At 64.9% G+C, this 17608-nt stretch carries 9 protein-coding genes and 1 pseudogene; 1 reads left to right on the forward strand and 9 read right to left on the reverse strand.

Annotated features, from left to right (window positions below; translation table 11 throughout):
- Positions 1 to 29: 29 nt before the first annotated feature.
- The 4 genes from fghA to P9220_RS01285 all read right to left on the reverse strand — a co-directional run bounded on the left by fghA (position 30) and on the right by P9220_RS01285 (position 4765).
- Positions 30 to 878 carry an S-formylglutathione hydrolase gene (gene fghA / locus P9220_RS01270; RefSeq protein WP_309763204.1) on the reverse strand — a complete coding sequence of 283 codons (849 nt, stop codon included), beginning with the start codon at positions 876 to 878 and terminating at the stop codon, positions 30 to 32.
- Between the two features lie 15 nt (positions 879 to 893).
- Entirely contained in the window at positions 894 to 2000 is a 1107-nt protein-coding gene (locus P9220_RS01275; protein WP_309763205.1) for an S-(hydroxymethyl)glutathione dehydrogenase/class III alcohol dehydrogenase, read from the reverse strand.
- Between the two features lie 39 nt (positions 2001 to 2039).
- Positions 2040 to 3254, reverse strand: a complete 1215-nt coding sequence (locus P9220_RS01280) for an AGE family epimerase/isomerase (protein WP_309763206.1) — start codon at positions 3252 to 3254, stop codon at positions 2040 to 2042.
- A 98-nt stretch (positions 3255 to 3352) separates the two neighbouring features.
- The gene (locus P9220_RS01285; RefSeq protein WP_309763207.1) at positions 3353 to 4765 is read right to left on the reverse strand and encodes an FGGY family carbohydrate kinase; all 1413 of its coding nucleotides are present in this window, start codon (positions 4763 to 4765) and stop codon (positions 3353 to 3355) included.
- A 343-nt stretch (positions 4766 to 5108) separates the two neighbouring features.
- On the opposite strand from P9220_RS01285, the gene P9220_RS01290 reads away from it, so the two are divergent.
- A complete protein-coding gene (locus tag P9220_RS01290; protein ID WP_309763208.1) occupies positions 5109 to 6512 on the forward strand; it encodes a nucleobase:cation symporter-2 family protein in 1404 nt (467 codons plus the stop codon).
- Between the two features lie 62 nt (positions 6513 to 6574).
- On the opposite strand, the gene P9220_RS01295 is transcribed toward P9220_RS01290, so the two are convergent.
- From P9220_RS01295 to P9220_RS01315, 5 genes and pseudogenes are all read right to left on the reverse strand, one after another.
- A complete protein-coding gene (locus P9220_RS01295; RefSeq protein WP_309763209.1) occupies positions 6575 to 8050 on the reverse strand; it encodes an efflux transporter outer membrane subunit in 1476 nt (491 codons plus the stop codon).
- A 1-nt stretch (position 8051) separates the two neighbouring features.
- Positions 8052 to 11220: pseudogene (locus P9220_RS01300) on the reverse strand (efflux RND transporter permease subunit).
- 20 nt (positions 11221 to 11240) lie between these two features.
- A complete protein-coding gene (locus P9220_RS01305) occupies positions 11241 to 12395 on the reverse strand; it encodes an efflux RND transporter periplasmic adaptor subunit (RefSeq protein ID WP_309763210.1) in 1155 nt (384 codons plus the stop codon).
- Between the two features lie 484 nt (positions 12396 to 12879).
- On the reverse strand, positions 12880 to 14400 hold the full coding sequence (locus P9220_RS01310; protein WP_309763211.1) for an efflux transporter outer membrane subunit: 1521 nt from the start codon (positions 14398 to 14400) through the stop codon (positions 12880 to 12882).
- A gap of 1 nt (position 14401) precedes the next feature.
- Positions 14402 to 17593 (reverse strand): efflux RND transporter permease subunit, encoded by a 3192-nt coding sequence (locus P9220_RS01315; protein ID WP_309763212.1) that lies wholly within the window; start codon positions 17591 to 17593, stop codon positions 14402 to 14404.
- Between the last annotated feature and the right edge of the window lie 15 nt (positions 17594 to 17608).

Below are 17608 nucleotides of genomic sequence, written 5' to 3' on the forward strand. Positions count from 1 at the left end.
CCGTGCGACACGACCGGCGTTTCAATACGTCAGCGGCACAAGATCCGCGCATGATGCGCGATGTGCTCGCCGACGAACGTCGAGATGAAGAAGTAGCCGTGGTCGTAGCCCTCATGCCGGCGCACGGTCACGTCATGCCCTGCCTCGCGCGCATTGCGCTCGAAGACATCCGGGTAAAGCTGCTCGGCAAGGAACTGATCCGCCAGCCCCTGATCGATCAGAATCCCGCCGTCGAAGCGAGAGGCGGCAGCGCCTTTGACGAGCTCGCTCGCATCGTATTGCTTCCACGCTTCGCGATCATCGCCGAGATAGCCGGTGAACGCTTTGACGCCCCACGGACAATGCGACGGCGCGGCGATCGGCGCGAACGCCGAGACGCTGCGATAGATGTCCGGATTGCGCAGCGCCAGCACGAGCGCGCCGTGTCCGCCCATCGAATGACCGAAAATGCCTAGCCGGTCGTCACGTATGGGCAAGTCGGCCAGCGCCGCACGCCGCAAATCCTGCGTCACGTACGAATACATGCGATACCGCCCGCTCCACGGCTCGCGCGTCGCATCGACGTAGAAGCCCGCGCCCGCGCCGAAGTCCCATGCATCCTTCTCGCCGGGAATGTCGGCGCCGCGGGGACTCGTGTCCGGCGCGATCAGCGCGATGCCATGCTCCGCCGCGTAACGCTGCGCGCCCGCCTTGATCGGAAACGTCTCCTCGGTGCAGGTGAGGCCCGCGAGATAGAACAGCGCGGGCACCTTGCCCGATGCCGCTTGCGCCGGCAGAAAGACGGAAAAGCGCATCGGCAGGCCGATCGATTCCGGCTCGTGCCGATAGATGCGCTGCACGCCATCGAAACAACGGTGTTCCTCGATGAGTTCGAGCATGGCGTCCTCCTTCGCTCAATAGATGACGACGGAACGGATCGACTCGCCCTTCTTCATCAGGTCGAAGCCGTCGTTGATCTGCTCCAGCTTCAGGTGGTGCGTGATGAGGTCGTCGATATTGATCTTGCCTTCCATGTACCAGTCGACGATCTTCGGGACATCCGTGCGGCCGCGCGCGCCGCCGAACGCGGACCCTTTCCATTCGCGGCCCGTGACGAGCTGGAACGGACGCGTGCTGATTTCCTGCCCCGCCGCCGCCACGCCGATGATGAACGACTGTCCCCAGCCCTTGTGCGTGCATTCGAGCGCCTGACGCATCAGCGTCACGTTGCCGACGCATTCGAACGAATAGTCCGCGCCGCCATCGGTCAGCTGCACGATATGGTCGACGACGTTCTCCACCTCGTTCGGGTTGATGAAGTGCGTCATGCCGAACTTCTTCGCGAGTTCGACGCGGCCCGGATTGATATCGACGCCGATGATCTTGTCCGCGCCGACCATCTTCGCGCCCTGGATCACGTTCAGGCCGATGCCGCCCAGCCCGAACACGACGACGTTCGCGCCCGCTTCCACCTTCGCCGAATACACGACCGCGCCGACGCCCGTTGTCACGCCGCAGCCGATATAGCAGATCTTGTCGAAGGGCGCATCCTCGCGCACCTTCGCCACGGCGATCTCCGGCACGACGATGTAGTTCGAGAACGTCGACGTGCCCATGTAGTGAAAGAGCGGCTTGCCGTCGAGCGAGAAGCGCGATGTTGCATCGGGCATCAGGCCTTTGCCTTGCGTCGCGCGAATCTTCTGACAGAGATTCGTCTTGCGCGACAGACAGAACTTGCACTCGCGGCACTCCGGCGTGTAGAGCGGGATCACGTGATCGCCCTTTTTCAGCGTGCCGACGCCCGGCCCGACATCGACGATCACGCCCGCGCCTTCGTGACCGAGAATCGCCGGGAAAATGCCTTCCGGGTCCGCGCCCGACAGCGTGTAGTAGTCGGTGTGGCAAATGCCCGTCGCTTTCACTTCGATCAGCACTTCACCCGCGCGCGGGCCTTCGAGATCGACTTCCTCGATGGTGAGCGGCTGACCGGCTTTCCATGCGATTGCGGCTTTTGTCTTCATCGTTACGTTCCTCGGCTATTAGGGTCTGGGTTAGTTGATTCAGCGAATGATATTCAGGACTTCGTAGCACGCGCCCATCGTGTGATAGTCGGTCTTGCCGGCGGGGCTTTTCTCGTCGCTGTACTGGCGATTGTCGCGGCTCAGGATGCGATACCACGCGCCGTATCGATGGTCGACGAAATGCGCCCAGCTATACGCCCACAGGCGGTCGTACTCGCGCCAGTAATGCGCGGCGGCATCGGCGTCGCCTTCGCGCTGCATGCGGTCGGCGAGCAGGGCCGCCGCCCCGAGAGACTCTGCCTGCACCCAGAAATACTTGTCCTCGTCGTAGAACTTGCCTTCGGTGTCGAAGCCATAGACCATGCCGCCATGCTCGTGGTCCCACGACGATTCCAGCGCGCGGTCGAACAGTTCACGCGCGCGTTGCACATGCCATGTTGCGGGCCGATGCCGGTCGAGGATCAGCAGCAGCTTCGCCCATTCGGTCTGATGTCCCGGCTGAAAGCCCCACGGCCTGAAGATGTTGCTGCGATCGCCCTTGTTGTAGTCCCAGTCGATCGACCAGTCCGGCTTGTAGTGCTCCCAGACGAGACCGCCCGCGAGCGCCGCCTGACGGTTCACCATGTTGTCGGCGAGCAGCGCGGCGCGGTCGAGATAACGCGCCTCGCCGGTCGCTTCGAACGCCGCGAGAAACGCCTCGCACGCATGCATGTTCGCGTTCTGCCCGCGATACTCCGACACCTCCCAGTCCGCGCTCGCCTCGTCCTTGTAGAGACCGTGCTCCGCGTCCCAGAAGCGCGTTTCCATCAGCTGCCATGTTTCGTCGAGATAGGCGCGCGCTTCCTCGAAGCCCGCTTCGATCGCCTTCGCGTACGCCAGCACGACGAACGCGAGGCCATAGCAGTGATTCGTCGCATCCGTGACCTCGCGGCCGTTCAGCGTCCACGCATAACCGCCCGTTTGCGGATTGCGATGAACCTCGCGCAGATAGTCGATGCCATGCCGCACGCCGCCGCGAAACTCGTCGAGACCGTAGTGCTTGTACGCCATCGCGTAGTTGAACACGAAGCGCGTGCTCGACACCAGATGACGCGACTTGCGGTCATAGATGGCGCCGTCGTTCTTGTAGAAGTGATAGAAGCCGCCTGCGGGGTCCATGCAGTGCGGGTGATAGAAGATCATCGTGCGCAGCGCGTGATCGAGCAGGAACTGGCGCGAGCGGAAGTCGGGTTGCGACGGTGCGGATGCGGACATGGCGGAAGATCGATGTTGTCGTGATGCGCCGGATGACGCTGCGGGGCGCGGCTTGAATCGAAGCAGAGGCCAAAGTGTAAGGGCTAACGCGCCCGCCGTCAGAACCAGCTTTCGACGCGCCCATAAAGATCGATGAAACGCGCGTGCCTGACTTCGAGCGCGGCGTCGGCTCGCGGGGAAGCGACGCGCGTCGCTGCCGGCGCAAGCGCTGCGAGTTCCGCCATGCGCCAGTGTCCCGCCGCGATGCCGCCGAGCATCGCCGCGCCGCGTGCCGCCGCGTTCGGGCAATCGACGGCGTCGAGCTCGGCATCGAGCGCATCGGCGAGGAGCTGACGCCAGCGAGCATCGATCGAGCCGCCGCCTGCAAGACGCATCGCGCTCAATGGCGTGCCGCTGCGGCGGATGGCATCGAGGCCCGCGCGCAATGCGAATGCCACGCCTTCGAACGCGGCGCGCATCAGCGAGCCGCGAGTATCGTCGAGGCCGAGGCCGAGCCAGCCGCCGCGCGCCGCCGGGTTCATCCACGGCGAACGCTCGCCGCTCAGATACGGCAGGAAGCTCAGGGATGCGCTCGCGTCGGCGGCGAAGGCTTCGTCGTAGGCGGCGGGCCAGTTCGCAAAGCCCAGCCAGCCGCGCACCGCTTCGAGCGCTACGCCGACATTCTGCATCGCCGCCATGCGATACCACGTCCCCGTCGCCCCGCGATACGTATGCAAGCCGCGCATCGACGCTGGCGCTTGCTCGCTCATCACGACGATCTGCCCGCCGCTGCCCGTCGTCAACAGCGCATCGCCATCGTTGGTGAGGCCGCTGCCGAGCGCGGCGCATGGCGTATCGCCCGCGCCGACGGCCATCGGGATGCCCGCGTGCAAGCCCAGTTCCGCCGCCGCTTGCGCCGACAGCGCGCCGCCTTCCGCATGGGATGCCGCCACCGGCGCCAACCACGCGCGCGGCAAGGCGAGCCTGTCGATGAGCGCCTCGTCCCAATCGCCGGCGGACGAAGCCAGCGCCGTCGCGCAGGCGTCGGACGGATCGGTGACGAACGCGCCGCCCAGCCGCGCACGCAGCCAGTCCTTCGGCTGCAACGCCCATCGCATGTCGGCGGCGACCGCCGGTTCGTTGATCGCGAGCCAGCGCAGCAACGGTCCGGCCATGCCCGGCGCGACGGGATTCGGCTGCGGCTCGGGCCACGCGTCGAGGAGGCTGCTTGCACGCGTATCGGGCCAGAGCATCGCGGGGCGCAGCGCGCGGCCATCGGCGGCGGTGGGCACCAGGCCGTGCATCTGGCCTGAGAAGCCGATCGCGCTCACCGCAGCCCGCTCGTCCGATGGCAAACGCGCGGCCGCATCGACGAGCGCGGCATGCCACGCATCGGCGGAAGTTTCGGCCCAGCCGGGATGCGCGCTCGATACCGCATACGCCGCACTCGACGATGCGACTTCGCGCGCCGCGTCATCGACGATGGCGAGTTTGATCGAACCGGTGCCCAGATCGATGCCAAGAAAACGCATGGAATGACGTCTCCGGTCTTGCTGGAAAAGCGTTAGGGAAAACGCGCAAATCGCGGGTTAACCCCGCTAAAGCGCGCGCGGCGCCAAAAACGGACTATACGAGCGCCGTAATGAACATCATAACGACGCGCGCGAAATTGCAGCCTTTCGTCACACGACATGAATCCTCGCGCGTGCGTCAAACCCCTTCCAGCCAAGGCTGCGACGCCATCTTGCCGTGCGCCGCGCGTGTTTTCCATATCGGCTTGCGAACGCGACGTATAGAGACGCGTGGTCTTGTTAGGGCTTTTTGACGCACTTACCTTGGAGGCCATTCAAGTGAAAAGGCAATCAAGGAGACGACATGGCATCGAGTTTCAGCGACGCGAACGCGCGAGCGTTGGTCCATCCGTGCGACGAGCGGCTGCCGACAGGTCAGCTCCTGACGCTCGGCATACAGCACGTCCTCGTAATGTACGCGGGCGCCGTCGCCGTCCCGCTGATCCTCGGCGCAGCGATGCATCTCACGAAGGACGAAGTCGCATTCCTGATCAGCGCCGACCTGTTTTCATGCGGCGTCGCGACGCTCATCCAGACGCTCGGCCTGTGGATATTCGGCATTCGCCTGCCGGTCATCATGGGCTGCACTTTCGCCGCCGTCGGTCCGATGGTCGCCATCGGCACCAATCCCTCGCTCGGCATTCTCGATGTCTTCGGTGCGACGATCGCGGCGGGCGTCATCGGCATCTTCCTCGCGCCGATGATCGGCAAGCTCTTGCGCTTCTTCCCGCCGGTGGTGGTCGGCACCGTGATCGCGGTGATCGGGCTTTCGCTGATGGGCGTCGGCATCAACTGGGCGGCGGGCGGCGTCGGCAATCCCGACTACGGCAATCCGGTGTATCTGCTGCTGTCGCTCGTGGTGCTGTCGCTGATCCTGCTCATCAACAAGTTCGCGCGCGGCTTCATCGCGAATATTTCGGTGCTGCTCGGCATCGTCGCGGGCTTCGTGATCGCCGCGATGCTCGGCCGCGTCAGCATGGACGGCGTCGCACATGCGCCGTGGGTCGGCATCGTGATGCCGTTCCACTTCGGCCTGCCGCACTTCGATGCGCTCTCCGTCGCGACGATGGTCATCGTCATGTTCGTGACGTTCATCGAATCGACCGGCATGTTCCTCGCGGTCGGCGATCTGGTGGAGCGTCCGGTCGATCAGAAGGCGCTCGTGCGCGGCTTGCGTGTCGACGGTCTCGGCACGCTGATCGGCGGCGTCTTCAACTCGTTCCCGCATACGTCGTTTTCTCAGAACGTCGGGCTGATCGGCGTGACCGGCGTGAAAAGCCGCTTCGTCTGCGCGACGGGCGGCGTGATTCTCGTGCTGCTCGGTCTCTTTCCGAAGATGGCGCAAGTCGTCGCATCGGTGCCGCCGTTCGTGCTCGGCGGCGCGGGCATCGTTATGTTTGGGATGGTGGCGGCGAACGGCATCAAGGTGCTCTCGAAGGTGGACTTCGCGAAGAACCATCACAACCTGTTCATCGTCGCGGTGAGCGTGGGTCTCGGGCTCGTGCCGGTGGTCGCGCCGAAATTCTTCTCGCAACTGCCGCACGCGCTCGAGCCGATTCTTCACAGCGGGATTCTGCTGGCTTCGGTGTCGGCGGTGGTGCTGAACATCGTGTTCAACGGCGTGCGCAAGGAACGCGACGCGCGCTGCGAAATCCGCCAGGCCGGGCATGAGTTCGACGGAACCGCGCGGGCGTCGGAAGCGCAGTAAGGGGGAAGTGCTGGCGGTTGGTGCTCGAGCGCCGCGGTGATGAACCGCGGCGCTTTTTTCTTTTATGCCGATGATGCGGGCGCATCCGCTGCGCGGGGCGCGTCGCCGGTGCGCTCGATCCATCCGCCGCCCAGCGCCCGATACAACCCGACGAGGTTCGCAAGGCGCTGCGTGCGCGCGACGATCAACGACTGCTGCGCCGCATACAGGTCCTGCTGCGCGGTCAGCACGCCGAGATAGCTGTCGACGCCCTGTCGATAACGCATCGTCGACAAGTCGAGACGGCGTTGCTGCGCGGCGGCATCGCGTTCGAGCGCCTGAATTTGCTGATCGAAGGTGCCGCGTGCGGCGAGGGCATCGGCGACATCGCGGAACGCCGATTGGATCGCCTTCTCGTACTGCGCGATCTGGATGTTCTTCTGGATGTTGGCCAGGTCCAGATTCGCCTGATTCTGGCCACCTTCGAAGATGGGCAGCGTGATCGTCGGCGCGAAGCTCCATGCGGCCGAACCCGGCTTGAACAATCCACCGAGCGTCGGACTCAAGGTGCCGAAGCCGCCCGTCAGCGAGATGCGCGGAAAGAACGCCGCCCGCGCCGCGCCGATATTCGCGTTGGCCGCGCGAAGGTTCTGTTCCGCCTCCATGATGTCCGGGCGATTCGCGAGCAGATCGGACGGCAGGCCCGCCGGGATGTCCGTCAGCAGGTCCTGTCCATCGAGCGGCATGCCGGGCGGGAGATCGTCCGGAAGCGGTTCGCCGAGCAGCAGCGCGAGCGCGTTGACCGCCTGTGCCCGCGCGCGCTGCTGTGCCTGATAGTTGGCGCTCGCCGTTTCCACCACCGTCTGCGATTGGCTGAGGTCGAGTTCGGAAGCCGCCCCGGTAACGAACTGCAGCTTGACGATGCGATACGACTCGCGCGCCGTCTTCAGCGTTTGCTCGGTGATCCTTAGCAGATCGTCCGCCTGCAGCACTTGCAGATACTGCGCGGCCACCTGCGACACCAGCGAAATCTCGAACGCCTTGCGGGCGTAGGCCGTCGCGAAATACTGCGCGAGCGCCTGATCTTTCAGGCTTTGCACGCGCCCGAACAAGTCCAGTTCCCACGATGCATTCAGGCCGACCGAATAGGTGTTCGAGATGGTCTGATCGAGAAACGAAAGACTGCGCGGCGTGCGCTGCTTCGACTGGTCGGCTTGCGCCGCGATCGCCGGAAACAGTTCCGAACGCACGATCCGATACTGCGCCTGCGCTGCCTGCACGTTCAGCACCGACGTGCGCAGGTCGCGGTTGTTCTTTAGCGCGATATCGATGAGCCGCTGCAGGCGCGCATCGACGAAAAACTCACGCCAGCCGATGTTCGCCGCCGCGACGCCTTCCGCACTGCGCGCGCCGTGTGCCGCGCTTGGCTGCGTCGCGTAGACGCCGCCACCCGGGAACGCCGGAGCGACCGGCGCGGCGGGACGCTCGTAGGTCGGTGCGAGCGTGCAGCCCGTCGCCAGAATGGAGGCGGCCGCTGCAATGAAAGTGAATCTACGCATGTCAATGTCCCTCCTGCGAACGCTGCCGCTCGTAATCCGCGATGGCCGCGTTCGTGTCTTCCCTGTCGCCGCCGAAACGCGCGCGCACCACGACAAAGAACATCGGCACCATGAAGATGGCGAAGAACGTCGCGGTGACCATGCCGCCGATCACGCCGGTGCCGATCGCGTGCTGGCTCGCCGAACCCGCGCCATTGCTGATCGCGAGCGGCAGCGTGCCGAGGATGAACGCAAGCGAGGTCATCAGAATCGGACGCAGGCGCAAGCGCGCCGCTTCGAGCGCGGCCGCGACCGGTCCCATGTTGTGATTGAGCTGCAAATCGCGCGCGAACTCGACGATCAGAATCGCGTTCTTCGCCGACAGGCCGACCGTCGTCAGCAGGCCGACCTGGAAGAACACATCGTTTTCGAGTCCGCGCATGGTCACGGCAAGCAGCGCGCCGATCACGCCGAGCGGGACGACCATGATGACCGAGAACGGAATCGACCAGCTTTCGTACAGCGCCGCGAGACAAAGGAACACGACGAGGATCGATATGCCGTACAGAATGGGCGCTTGCGAGCCGGACTGGATCTGCTGAAGCGACAAGCCCGTCCATTCGTAGCCGATGCCCGCCGGCAGCTTCGCGGCGAGCGCTTCCATCGCGGCCATCGCCTGGCCAGTGGATTTGCCGGGCGCAGCCGCGCCCTGGATTTCGGCCGACGACATGCCGTTGTAGCGCTCGAGCTTCGGCGAGCCGTTGCGCCATTCGCCGGTCGCGAACGCGGAGAACGGCACCATGCCGCCCGACGCGTTGCGCACGTACCAGCCGTCGATATCCCCGGGCGACATGCGGAACGGCGCGTCGCCTTGCAGATAGACCTTCTTGATGCGGTTGTCGGTATCGAGGAAGTTGTTCACATACATCGATGCCCACGCCGCCGAGAACGTCTGATCGATCGCGGATGGCGCGACGCCCAGCGCCAGCGCCTTCTCACGGTCGATGTTCACCTTGAACTGCGGCGTGTCGTTCAGGCCGTTCGGACGCACGCCCGCAAGCGACGGGTCTTTCGCCGCCATGCCGAGCAATTGGTTGCGCGCGGCCATCAGCGCGTCGTGGCCCACGCCCGCGCGGTCCTGCAGCTCGAAGTCGAAGCCCGCCGCCGTGCCGAGTTCGGGAATCGACGGCGGATTGACCGGGTAGACCATCGCGTTGCGATAGCCCGCGAAACGCCCGAACGTGCGGCCGACGAGCGCCTGAATCGTGGCGTCCGCGTGCCGCCGCTCCGCATAGTCCTTCAGCCGCACGAACACGAGACCGGAGTTCTGCCCGCGCCCTGCGAAGCTGAAGCCGTTCACGGGTAAACACGGATTCGACGACCGCCTTCTCTTCCTTCAACAGATAAGCGGCGACATCGTCGAGCGCGCGTTGCGTCGTTTCCTGTGTCGATCCGGCCGGACCGGCGACGAGGATGAACATCGTGCCCTGGTCTTCATCGGGCAGGAACGCTTTCGGCAGCTTCGCGAACAGCAGGCCGACCACCGCGATAATCGCCAGATAGATGACGAGCCAGCGCCCCGAGCGGCGGATCACGTGGGTCACGCCCGCGTGATACCGGTCGCGGCTCTTGTCGAACACGCGGTTGAACCAGCCGAAGAAGCCCGTCGATTTCTGCGCGTGGCCTTTGGGCAGCGGCTTCAGAATGGTTGCGCACAGCGCGGGCGTGAGGATCATCGCGGTGAGCACGGACAGGACCATCGCGGAGACGATCGTCAGCGAGAACTGGCGATAGATCACGCCGACCGATCCGCCCGAGAACGCCACCGGCACGAACACCGCCGACAGCACGAGCGCCACGCCGATCAGCGCGCCGGTGATCTGGCCCATCGCACGGCGCGTGGCTTCGCGCGGCGGCAGGCCGTCCTCGCTCATCACGCGCTCGACGTTCCCGACGACCACGATGGCGTCGTCCACGAGCAGGCCGATGGCGAGCACGATGCCGAACATCGACAGCGTGTTGATCGAGAAGCCGAGCGCCGCCATGATCGCGAACGTGCCGAGCAGCACGACCGGCACCGCGATGGTCGGAATGAGCGTGGCGCGGATGTTCTGCAGGAACAGATACATCACGAGGAACACGAGCACGATGGCTTCGCACAGGGTCTTGATCACGTCCGAAATGGACTGCCGCACGAACGGCGTCGTGTCGTACGGATACGTGACGACGAGCCCGTGCGGGAAGTACTTCGAGAGCTCGGCGACTTTCTTGCGCACGCGTTCCGCCGTGGCGAGCGCATTCGCGCCGGTCGCGAGACTGATGCCGAAGCCCGCCGCCGGATGCCCGTTGTACTGCGTCTCGAAGTTGTAGTTCTCACCGCCGAGCTCGACGCGCGCGACATCCTTCACGCGCACCTGCGATCCGTCCGCGTTCGACTTCAGCAGCACGTTGCCGAACTGTTCGGGCGTGCGCAGCAGCGTCGCCTCGGTGATGGTGGCCTGCATCGCCTGACCGGGCACCGCAGGGGTGCCGCCGAGCGAGCCGCCCGCGACCTGGACGTTCTGCGCCTGCAGCGCCTGCTGGACGTCGGTCGGCATGAGGCTGTACTTCGTCAGCTTGTTCGGATCGAGCCAGATACGCATTGCGTATTGCGTGCCGAACAGGTTCACCGTGCCGACGCCGTCGATACGGCTGATCTAATCCTGCACGTGCGACGCCACGTAGTTCGCGAGGTCGTTGCGGTCCATGCTGCCGTCTCCGGACACGAACGCGAGCACGAGCAGGAAGCTGTTGCTCGCCTTCGACACGCTGAGGCCCAGTTGCTGCACCACTTGCGGCAGGCTCGGCGTGGCGAGCTGCAGCTTGTTCTGCACCTGAACCTGCGCGATGTCGGGGTTCGTGCCCGGCGCGAACGTGAGCGTGATGGTCGCGGCGCCCGAATCGTCGGAAGTGGACGACAGATACAGCAAGTGGTCGAGCCCGTTCATTTGCTGCTCGATCACCTGCGTCACCGTGTTCTCGACGGTTTGCGCCGATGCGCCGGGGAACATCGCGTTGATCTGGATGGACGGCGGCGCGACCGTCGGATACTGCGCGACCGGCAGCGTCGATACCGACGCGAGGCCCGCGAGCATCAGAATGATGGCGATCACCCACGCGAAGATCGGGCGATCGATGAAGAATCTGGCCATAGATGCAATGCCTCCCCGGTTCAGGCCTTAGGCGCGGAAGCAGCCGCGACGGGAGCGGCCTTCACCGCCATCCCCGGCTGAACCTTGTCGACGCCCTCGACGATCACGCGATCGCCCGCCGCGACGCCGCTTTCGACAATCCAGTTCTGTCCCTGCATGCCCGATGTCACGAGCGGGCGCGGCGCGACCTTGCCGTCCTGGCCGACGACCATCGCGATGGCCGTGCCCTTCTGGTCATGCGTGACGCCGGCGACCGGCACGAGCAGCGCGTTCGCATTGACGCCCTCTTCGATGCGCGCGCGCACGAACATGCCCGGCAACAGCACGCGGTCCTTGTTCGGAAATACCGCGCGCACGGTGACGGAGCCGGTCGAACGGTCGACGGTCACATCGCTGAACTGGAGCCTTCCTTTCTCGGGATACACGCGGCCGTCTTCGAGAATCAGCGTCACTTCGGCTGCGTTCGGGCCGGCGCTCGCAAGACGCCCTTCCTGCATCTGACGGCGCAGCTTGAGACCGTCGAGGCTCGATTGCGTGAGATCGACGTACATCGGGTCGAGCTGCTGCACGGTCGCCATCAACGTGGCCTGGCTCGCCTGCACGTAGGCGCCGGGCGTGACCTGCGAGATGCCGATCTGGCCGCTCACGGGCGACACCACATCCGTATAGCCGACGTTGATCTGCGCCGTCCGCACCGATGCCTTCGCCGCCGCCACCTCCGCTGCGGCCTGGCCGAGCGCGGCGACCGCGTTGTCGTAGTCCTGCTTGCTGACCGCGTTCGCGGCGACCAGCACCTTGTAGCGCTCGGCCTGGGCCGTCGTCGAGACGAGATTCGCCTGCGCCTTCGCAAGCGATGCCTTCGCGCTGTCCAGCTGCGCGAGATACGGCGCGGGATCGATCTTGTAGAGGCGCTGGCCGGCCCTGACGAGACCGCCCTCGGTGAACTCGCGCTTGAGCACGATGCCATCGACACGCGCGCGCACCTGGGCATCGACGAACGCACTGGTGCGGCCCGGCAGTTCGCTCGTCACCGTCACCGCGGCGGGTGCAAGCGTGACGACGCCGACTTCGGGCGTGGGCGGCGTCATCGGTGCATGCTTGTCTCCGCAGGCAGCGGCGAGCATGGCGGCCGCCATGACACTGATGAGGCGGTGTGGAATCCTTTCGAAGCGCATGAAGCGGCGACCTCTTTGATGACTTGAAAAAGGGAAAGTGCGTGCGTTCTCCGTGGGGAACGCCAATGAGCGCGGATGCCCGGCGTGCGCGGACACCGATCGATGCACTTGTTGCGTGCTGAATGCGGACGGCGCGTGTGGCCGCCGCATGCCCGGCGCGCCGCAGATGGCGTGCAGGACGAGCCCATCTCGCTGTGACGGCTGCCTGCGCGACGGCAGGCGAAGAGGCACCGCCTGAAGAGGCACGGCCTCGCTCGCGGCGTCCGTGAGCGCAGTGCGATGGACGCCCGATACCCGAACGCGTCAAGCGGGGCGATTATAGATAGCGACTTTCATCAGGATGGCTAATGGAAGCGCATATTCGATGAAATTTGACGACGGCAAACCAAATGTATCGAAGCATTCCTAGCCACGAGCGACGGCCGAAAAAAAGCCCGGCGCGATGGCCGGGCTTCGACTTGCCGATACTAGGCAGCGTTCTGCATCATCCCGCTGCCGCTGGCGACGATGCGCCCTGCGGTGCGCTTGCCGATCCGACATCGGCGGGAGCATCGGCGGGGCGCGGCTGGTCGCCGGTATGCTCGATCCATCCGCCGCCGAGCGCCTGATACAGCGTCACCAGATTGGCGAGCCGTTCGGTGCGCGCGGTGATGAGCGTCTGCTGCACGGAGTACAAGTCCTGCTGCGCGGTCAGCACGCCGAGATAGCTATCGACGCCCTGGCGGTAACGCATCGTCGACAAGTCGAGACGGCGTTGCTGCGCGGCGGTGTCGCGTTCGAGCGCCTGGATCTGCTGATCGTAGGTGCCGCGTGCGGCGAGGCCATCGGCGACATCGCGAAATGCCGACTGAATCGCCTTCTCGTACTGCGCGATCTGAATATTCTTCTGGATGTTCGCCAGATCGAGATTCGCCTGATTCTGGCCGCCCTCGAAAATCGGCAGCGTGATCGTCGGGGCGAAGCTCCATGCAGCCGAGCCCGGCTTGAAGAGACCGCCGAGCGTCGGGCTCAGCGTGCCGAAGCTGCCCGTCAGCGAAATGCTCGGGAAGAACGCCGCCCGCGCCGCGCCGATGTTCGCATTCGCCGCGACCAGGTTCTGCTCCGCCTCCATGATGTCCGGGCGGCGCGTCAGCAGATCGGACGGCAAGCCGGCCGGAATGTCCGTCAGCAAGTCCTGTTCGTTCAGCGGCATGCCGGCTGGCAGATCGTCCGGAAGCGGTTCGCCGAGCAACAGCACGAGCGCGTTCACTGCCTGCGCCCGCGCGCGCTGCTGCGCCTGATAGTTCGCCGTCGCCGTTTCCACCACCGTCTGCGACTGGCTCAGATCGAGTTCGGACGCGGTGCCGTTGTCGAACTGCAGCTTGACGATGTTGTACGACTCCTGCGCCGTCTTGAGCGTCTGCTCGGTCACTTGCAGCAGGTCGTCCGCCTGCAGCACTTGCAGATACTGCGCGGCCACCTGCGAAATCAGCGAAATCTCGAACGCCTTGCGGGCGTACGCGGTCGAGAAATACTGCGCGAGCGCCTGATCCCGCAGGCTTTGCACGCGCCCGAAGAGATCGATTTCCCACGACGCATTCAGGCCGACCGAGTATGTCCGCGAGATCGTCTGGTTGAGGAACGACAGGTTGCGCGGCGTGCGCTGCACCGACTGGCCCGCCTGAGCATCGATCGCCGGGAACAGTTCGGAACGCACGATCCGATACTGCGCCTGCGCCGCCTGAATGTTCAGCACCGACGCGCGCAAGTCGCGGTTGTTTTTCAAAGCGATATCGATGAGCCGCTGCAGGCGCGCATCGACGAAAAAGTCCCGCCAGCCGATATCCGCGCCCGCGACGCCCTGCGCACTGCGCGCACCCTGGGCCACGCCCGGCTGCGTCGCGTAGACGCCGCCGGTCGGGAACGTCGTCGACACGGGCGCGGCGGGACGCTCGTACTTCGGCTCCATCGTGCAGCCCGTCGCCAGAACCGCGATGGCCGCTGCCATCAAAGAAAGTCTACGCATGTCAGTGTCCTTCGTTGCCATCGCGCGGATGCTGCTCGTCAGGGTGATGCTGCTCGTAATGCTCCAGCGCGACTTCCGGATTTTCCTTGTCGCCGCTGAACTGCGCGCGGATCACGACGAAGAACATCGGCACCATGAAGATCGCGAGGAACGTCGCGGTCAGCATCCCGCCGATCACGCCCGTGCCGATCGCGTGCTGGCTCGCCGAACCCGCGCCGTTGCTGATCGCAAGCGGCATCACGCCGAGAATGAACGCGAGCGAGGTCATCAGGATGGGGCGCAGGCGCAGCCGCGCCGCTTCCATCGCCGCTTCGATCGGGCCCATCTTTTCCGATATCTGCAACTCGCGCGCAAACTCGACGATCAGAATCGCGTTCTTCGCCGACAAGCCGACTGTCGTCAGCAGGCCGACCTGGAAGAACACGTCGTTTTCGAGCCCGCGCAAGGTCACGGCAAGCAGCGCGCCGATCACGCCGAGCGGCACCACCATGATGACCGAGAACGGAATCGACCAGCTTTCATACAGCGCCGCAAGACACAGGAACACGACGAGAATCGAGATGCCATACAGAATCGGCGCCTGCGAACCCGACTGGATTTCCTGATACGACAAGCCCGTCCATTCGAAGCCAATGCCTGCGGGCAGCTTCGCGGCGAGCGCTTCCATCGCAGCCATTGCCTGGCCGGTGGATTTGCCGGGCGCCGCCGCCCCCTGGATTTCGACCGACGAGATACCGTTGTAGCGCTCCAGTTTCGGCGAGCCGTACGTCCAGTTGCCGGTGGCGAACGCGGAGAACGGCACCATCCCGCCCGACGCGTTGCGCACGTACCAGTCGCTCAGGTTTTCCGGCGTCATGCGGAACGGCGCGTCGCCCTGCAGATACACCTTCTTGATCCGGCTATCGGTGTCGAGGAAGTTGTTCACATACGCCGATGCCCACGCGATCGAGAACGTCTGATCGATGGATGCCGCCGTGACGCCGAGCGCCAGCGCCTTCTCGCGATCGATGTTCACCTTGAACTGCGGCGTATCGTTCAGGCCGTTCGGACGCACCTGCGCGAGCGACGGGTCCTTCGCGGCCATGCCGAGCAACTGGTTACGCGCGTTCATCAGCGCATCGTGGCCCACGCCCGCACGGTCCTGCAGCTCGAAGTCGAAGCCCGCTGCCGTGCCGAGTTCGGGAATCGACGGCGGATTGACCGGGAACACCACCGCGTTCTTGTAGCCGGAGAAGCGCCCGAACAGCCGGCCGACGAGCGCCTGCACCTTCTGGTCGCCCTTCTGGCGCTGCGCGTAGTCCTTCATCCGCACGAACACGAGACCCGCGTTCTGACCGCGGCCCGCGAAGCTGAAGCCGTTGACCGTGAACGTCGATTCGACGATCGCCTTTTCGTCGTTCAGCAGATAGTCGGACACGTCCTTCAGCGCGCGCGCCGTGGTTTCCTGCGTGGAGCCGGCCGGCGTCTGCACGAGCACGAACATCGTGCCCTGGTCTTCATCCGGCAGGAACGACTTCGGCAGCTTCACGAACAACAGGCCCACCGCGACGATCACGACCAGGTAGATCAGCAGCCACCGTCCCGAACGCTTGATGACGTGATACACGCCCGAGTGATACTTGTCGCGGCTCTTGTCGAAGGTGCGGTTGAACCAGCCGAAGAAGCCCTTCTTCTGTTCGTGATGGCCCTGCGGAATCGGCTTCAGGATCGTCGCGCACAGCGCCGGCGTCAGGATCAACGCGGTCAGCACGGAGAGCACCATCGCGGAGACGATCGTCAGCGAGAACTGTCGATAGATCGCCCCGACCGAGCCGCCCGACAACGCCACCGGCACGAACACCGCCGACAGCACGAGCGCCACGCCCACCAGCGCGCCGGTGATCTGGCCCATCGCCTTGCGGGTCGCCTCGCGTGGTGACAAGCCCTCTTCCGCCATCACCCGCTCGACGTTTTCCACCACCACGATCGCATCGTCGACCAAGAGGCCGATCGCGAGCACGAGACCGAACATCGATAACGTGTTGATCGAGAAGCCGACCGCCGCCATGATCGCGAACGTGCCGAGCAGAACCACCGGCACCGCGATGGTCGGGATCAGCGTCGCGCGCAGGTTCTGCAGGAACAGATACATCACGAGGAACACCAGCACGATGCCTTCGATCAGCGTCTTGACCACGTCCTCGATCGACAGGCGCACGAACGGCGTCGTGTCGTACGGGTACTTCACGACGAGCCCGTGCGGGAAGTACTTCGACAGCTCGTCGATCTTCTGGCGCACGGCCTTTGCGGTCGCGAGCGCGTTCGCGCCGGTCGCGAGCTGAATACCGAAGCCCGCCGCGGGCTGGCCGCTGTACTTCGTGTCGAAGTTGTAGTTCTCGCCGCCGAGCTCGATGCGCGCCACGTCCTTCAGGCGCACTTGCGAGCCGTCCTGATTGACCTTCAGCAGCACGTTGCCGAACTGCTCGGGCGTGGACAGCAGCGTCGCTTCGGTGATGGTCGCCTGCAGCATCTGCCCCGGCACCGACGGCGTGCCGCCGAGCGAGCCGCCCGCGACCTGCACGTTCTGCGCCTGCAGCGCGGTCTGCACGTCGACCGGCGTGAGGCCAAAGTTGGTCAGCTTGTTGGCGTCGAGCCAGATGCGCATCGCGTATTGCGAGCCGAACAGCGTGACCGTGCCGACGCCGTCGAGACGGCTGACCGGATCCTGAATGTGCGACGCCACGTAGTTCGCGAGGTCGTACTTCGACATGCTGCCGTCTTCGGACACGAACGCGAGCACGAGCAGGAAGCTGTTGCTCGACTTCGTGACCTTGGTGCCGAGCTGCTGCACGACTTGCGGAAGAAGCGGCGTCGCGAGCTGCAGCTTGTTCTGCACCTGCACCTGCGCGATGTCCGGGTTCGTGCCCGGCGCGAACGTCAGCGTGATGGTCGCGGTGCCGGAGTCATCCGACGTGGACGACAGATACAGCAGGTGGTCGAGACCGCTCATCTGCTGCTCGATCACCTGCGTCACGGTGTTTTCGACCGTTTTCGCCGATGCGCCCGGATACGTCGCGCTGATCTGCACGCCCGGCGGCGCGATGGTCGGATACTGCGCGACCGGCAACGTGAAGATGGCCGCGATACCGGCGAGCATCAGAACGATGGCGATCACCCACGCGAAAATCGGGCGATCGATAAAGAACTTTGCCATGAGGCGGGCTCCTGG

The organism is Caballeronia sp. LZ016 (genome assembly GCF_031450805.1).
Lineage (GTDB): Bacteria > Pseudomonadota > Gammaproteobacteria > Burkholderiales > Burkholderiaceae > Caballeronia.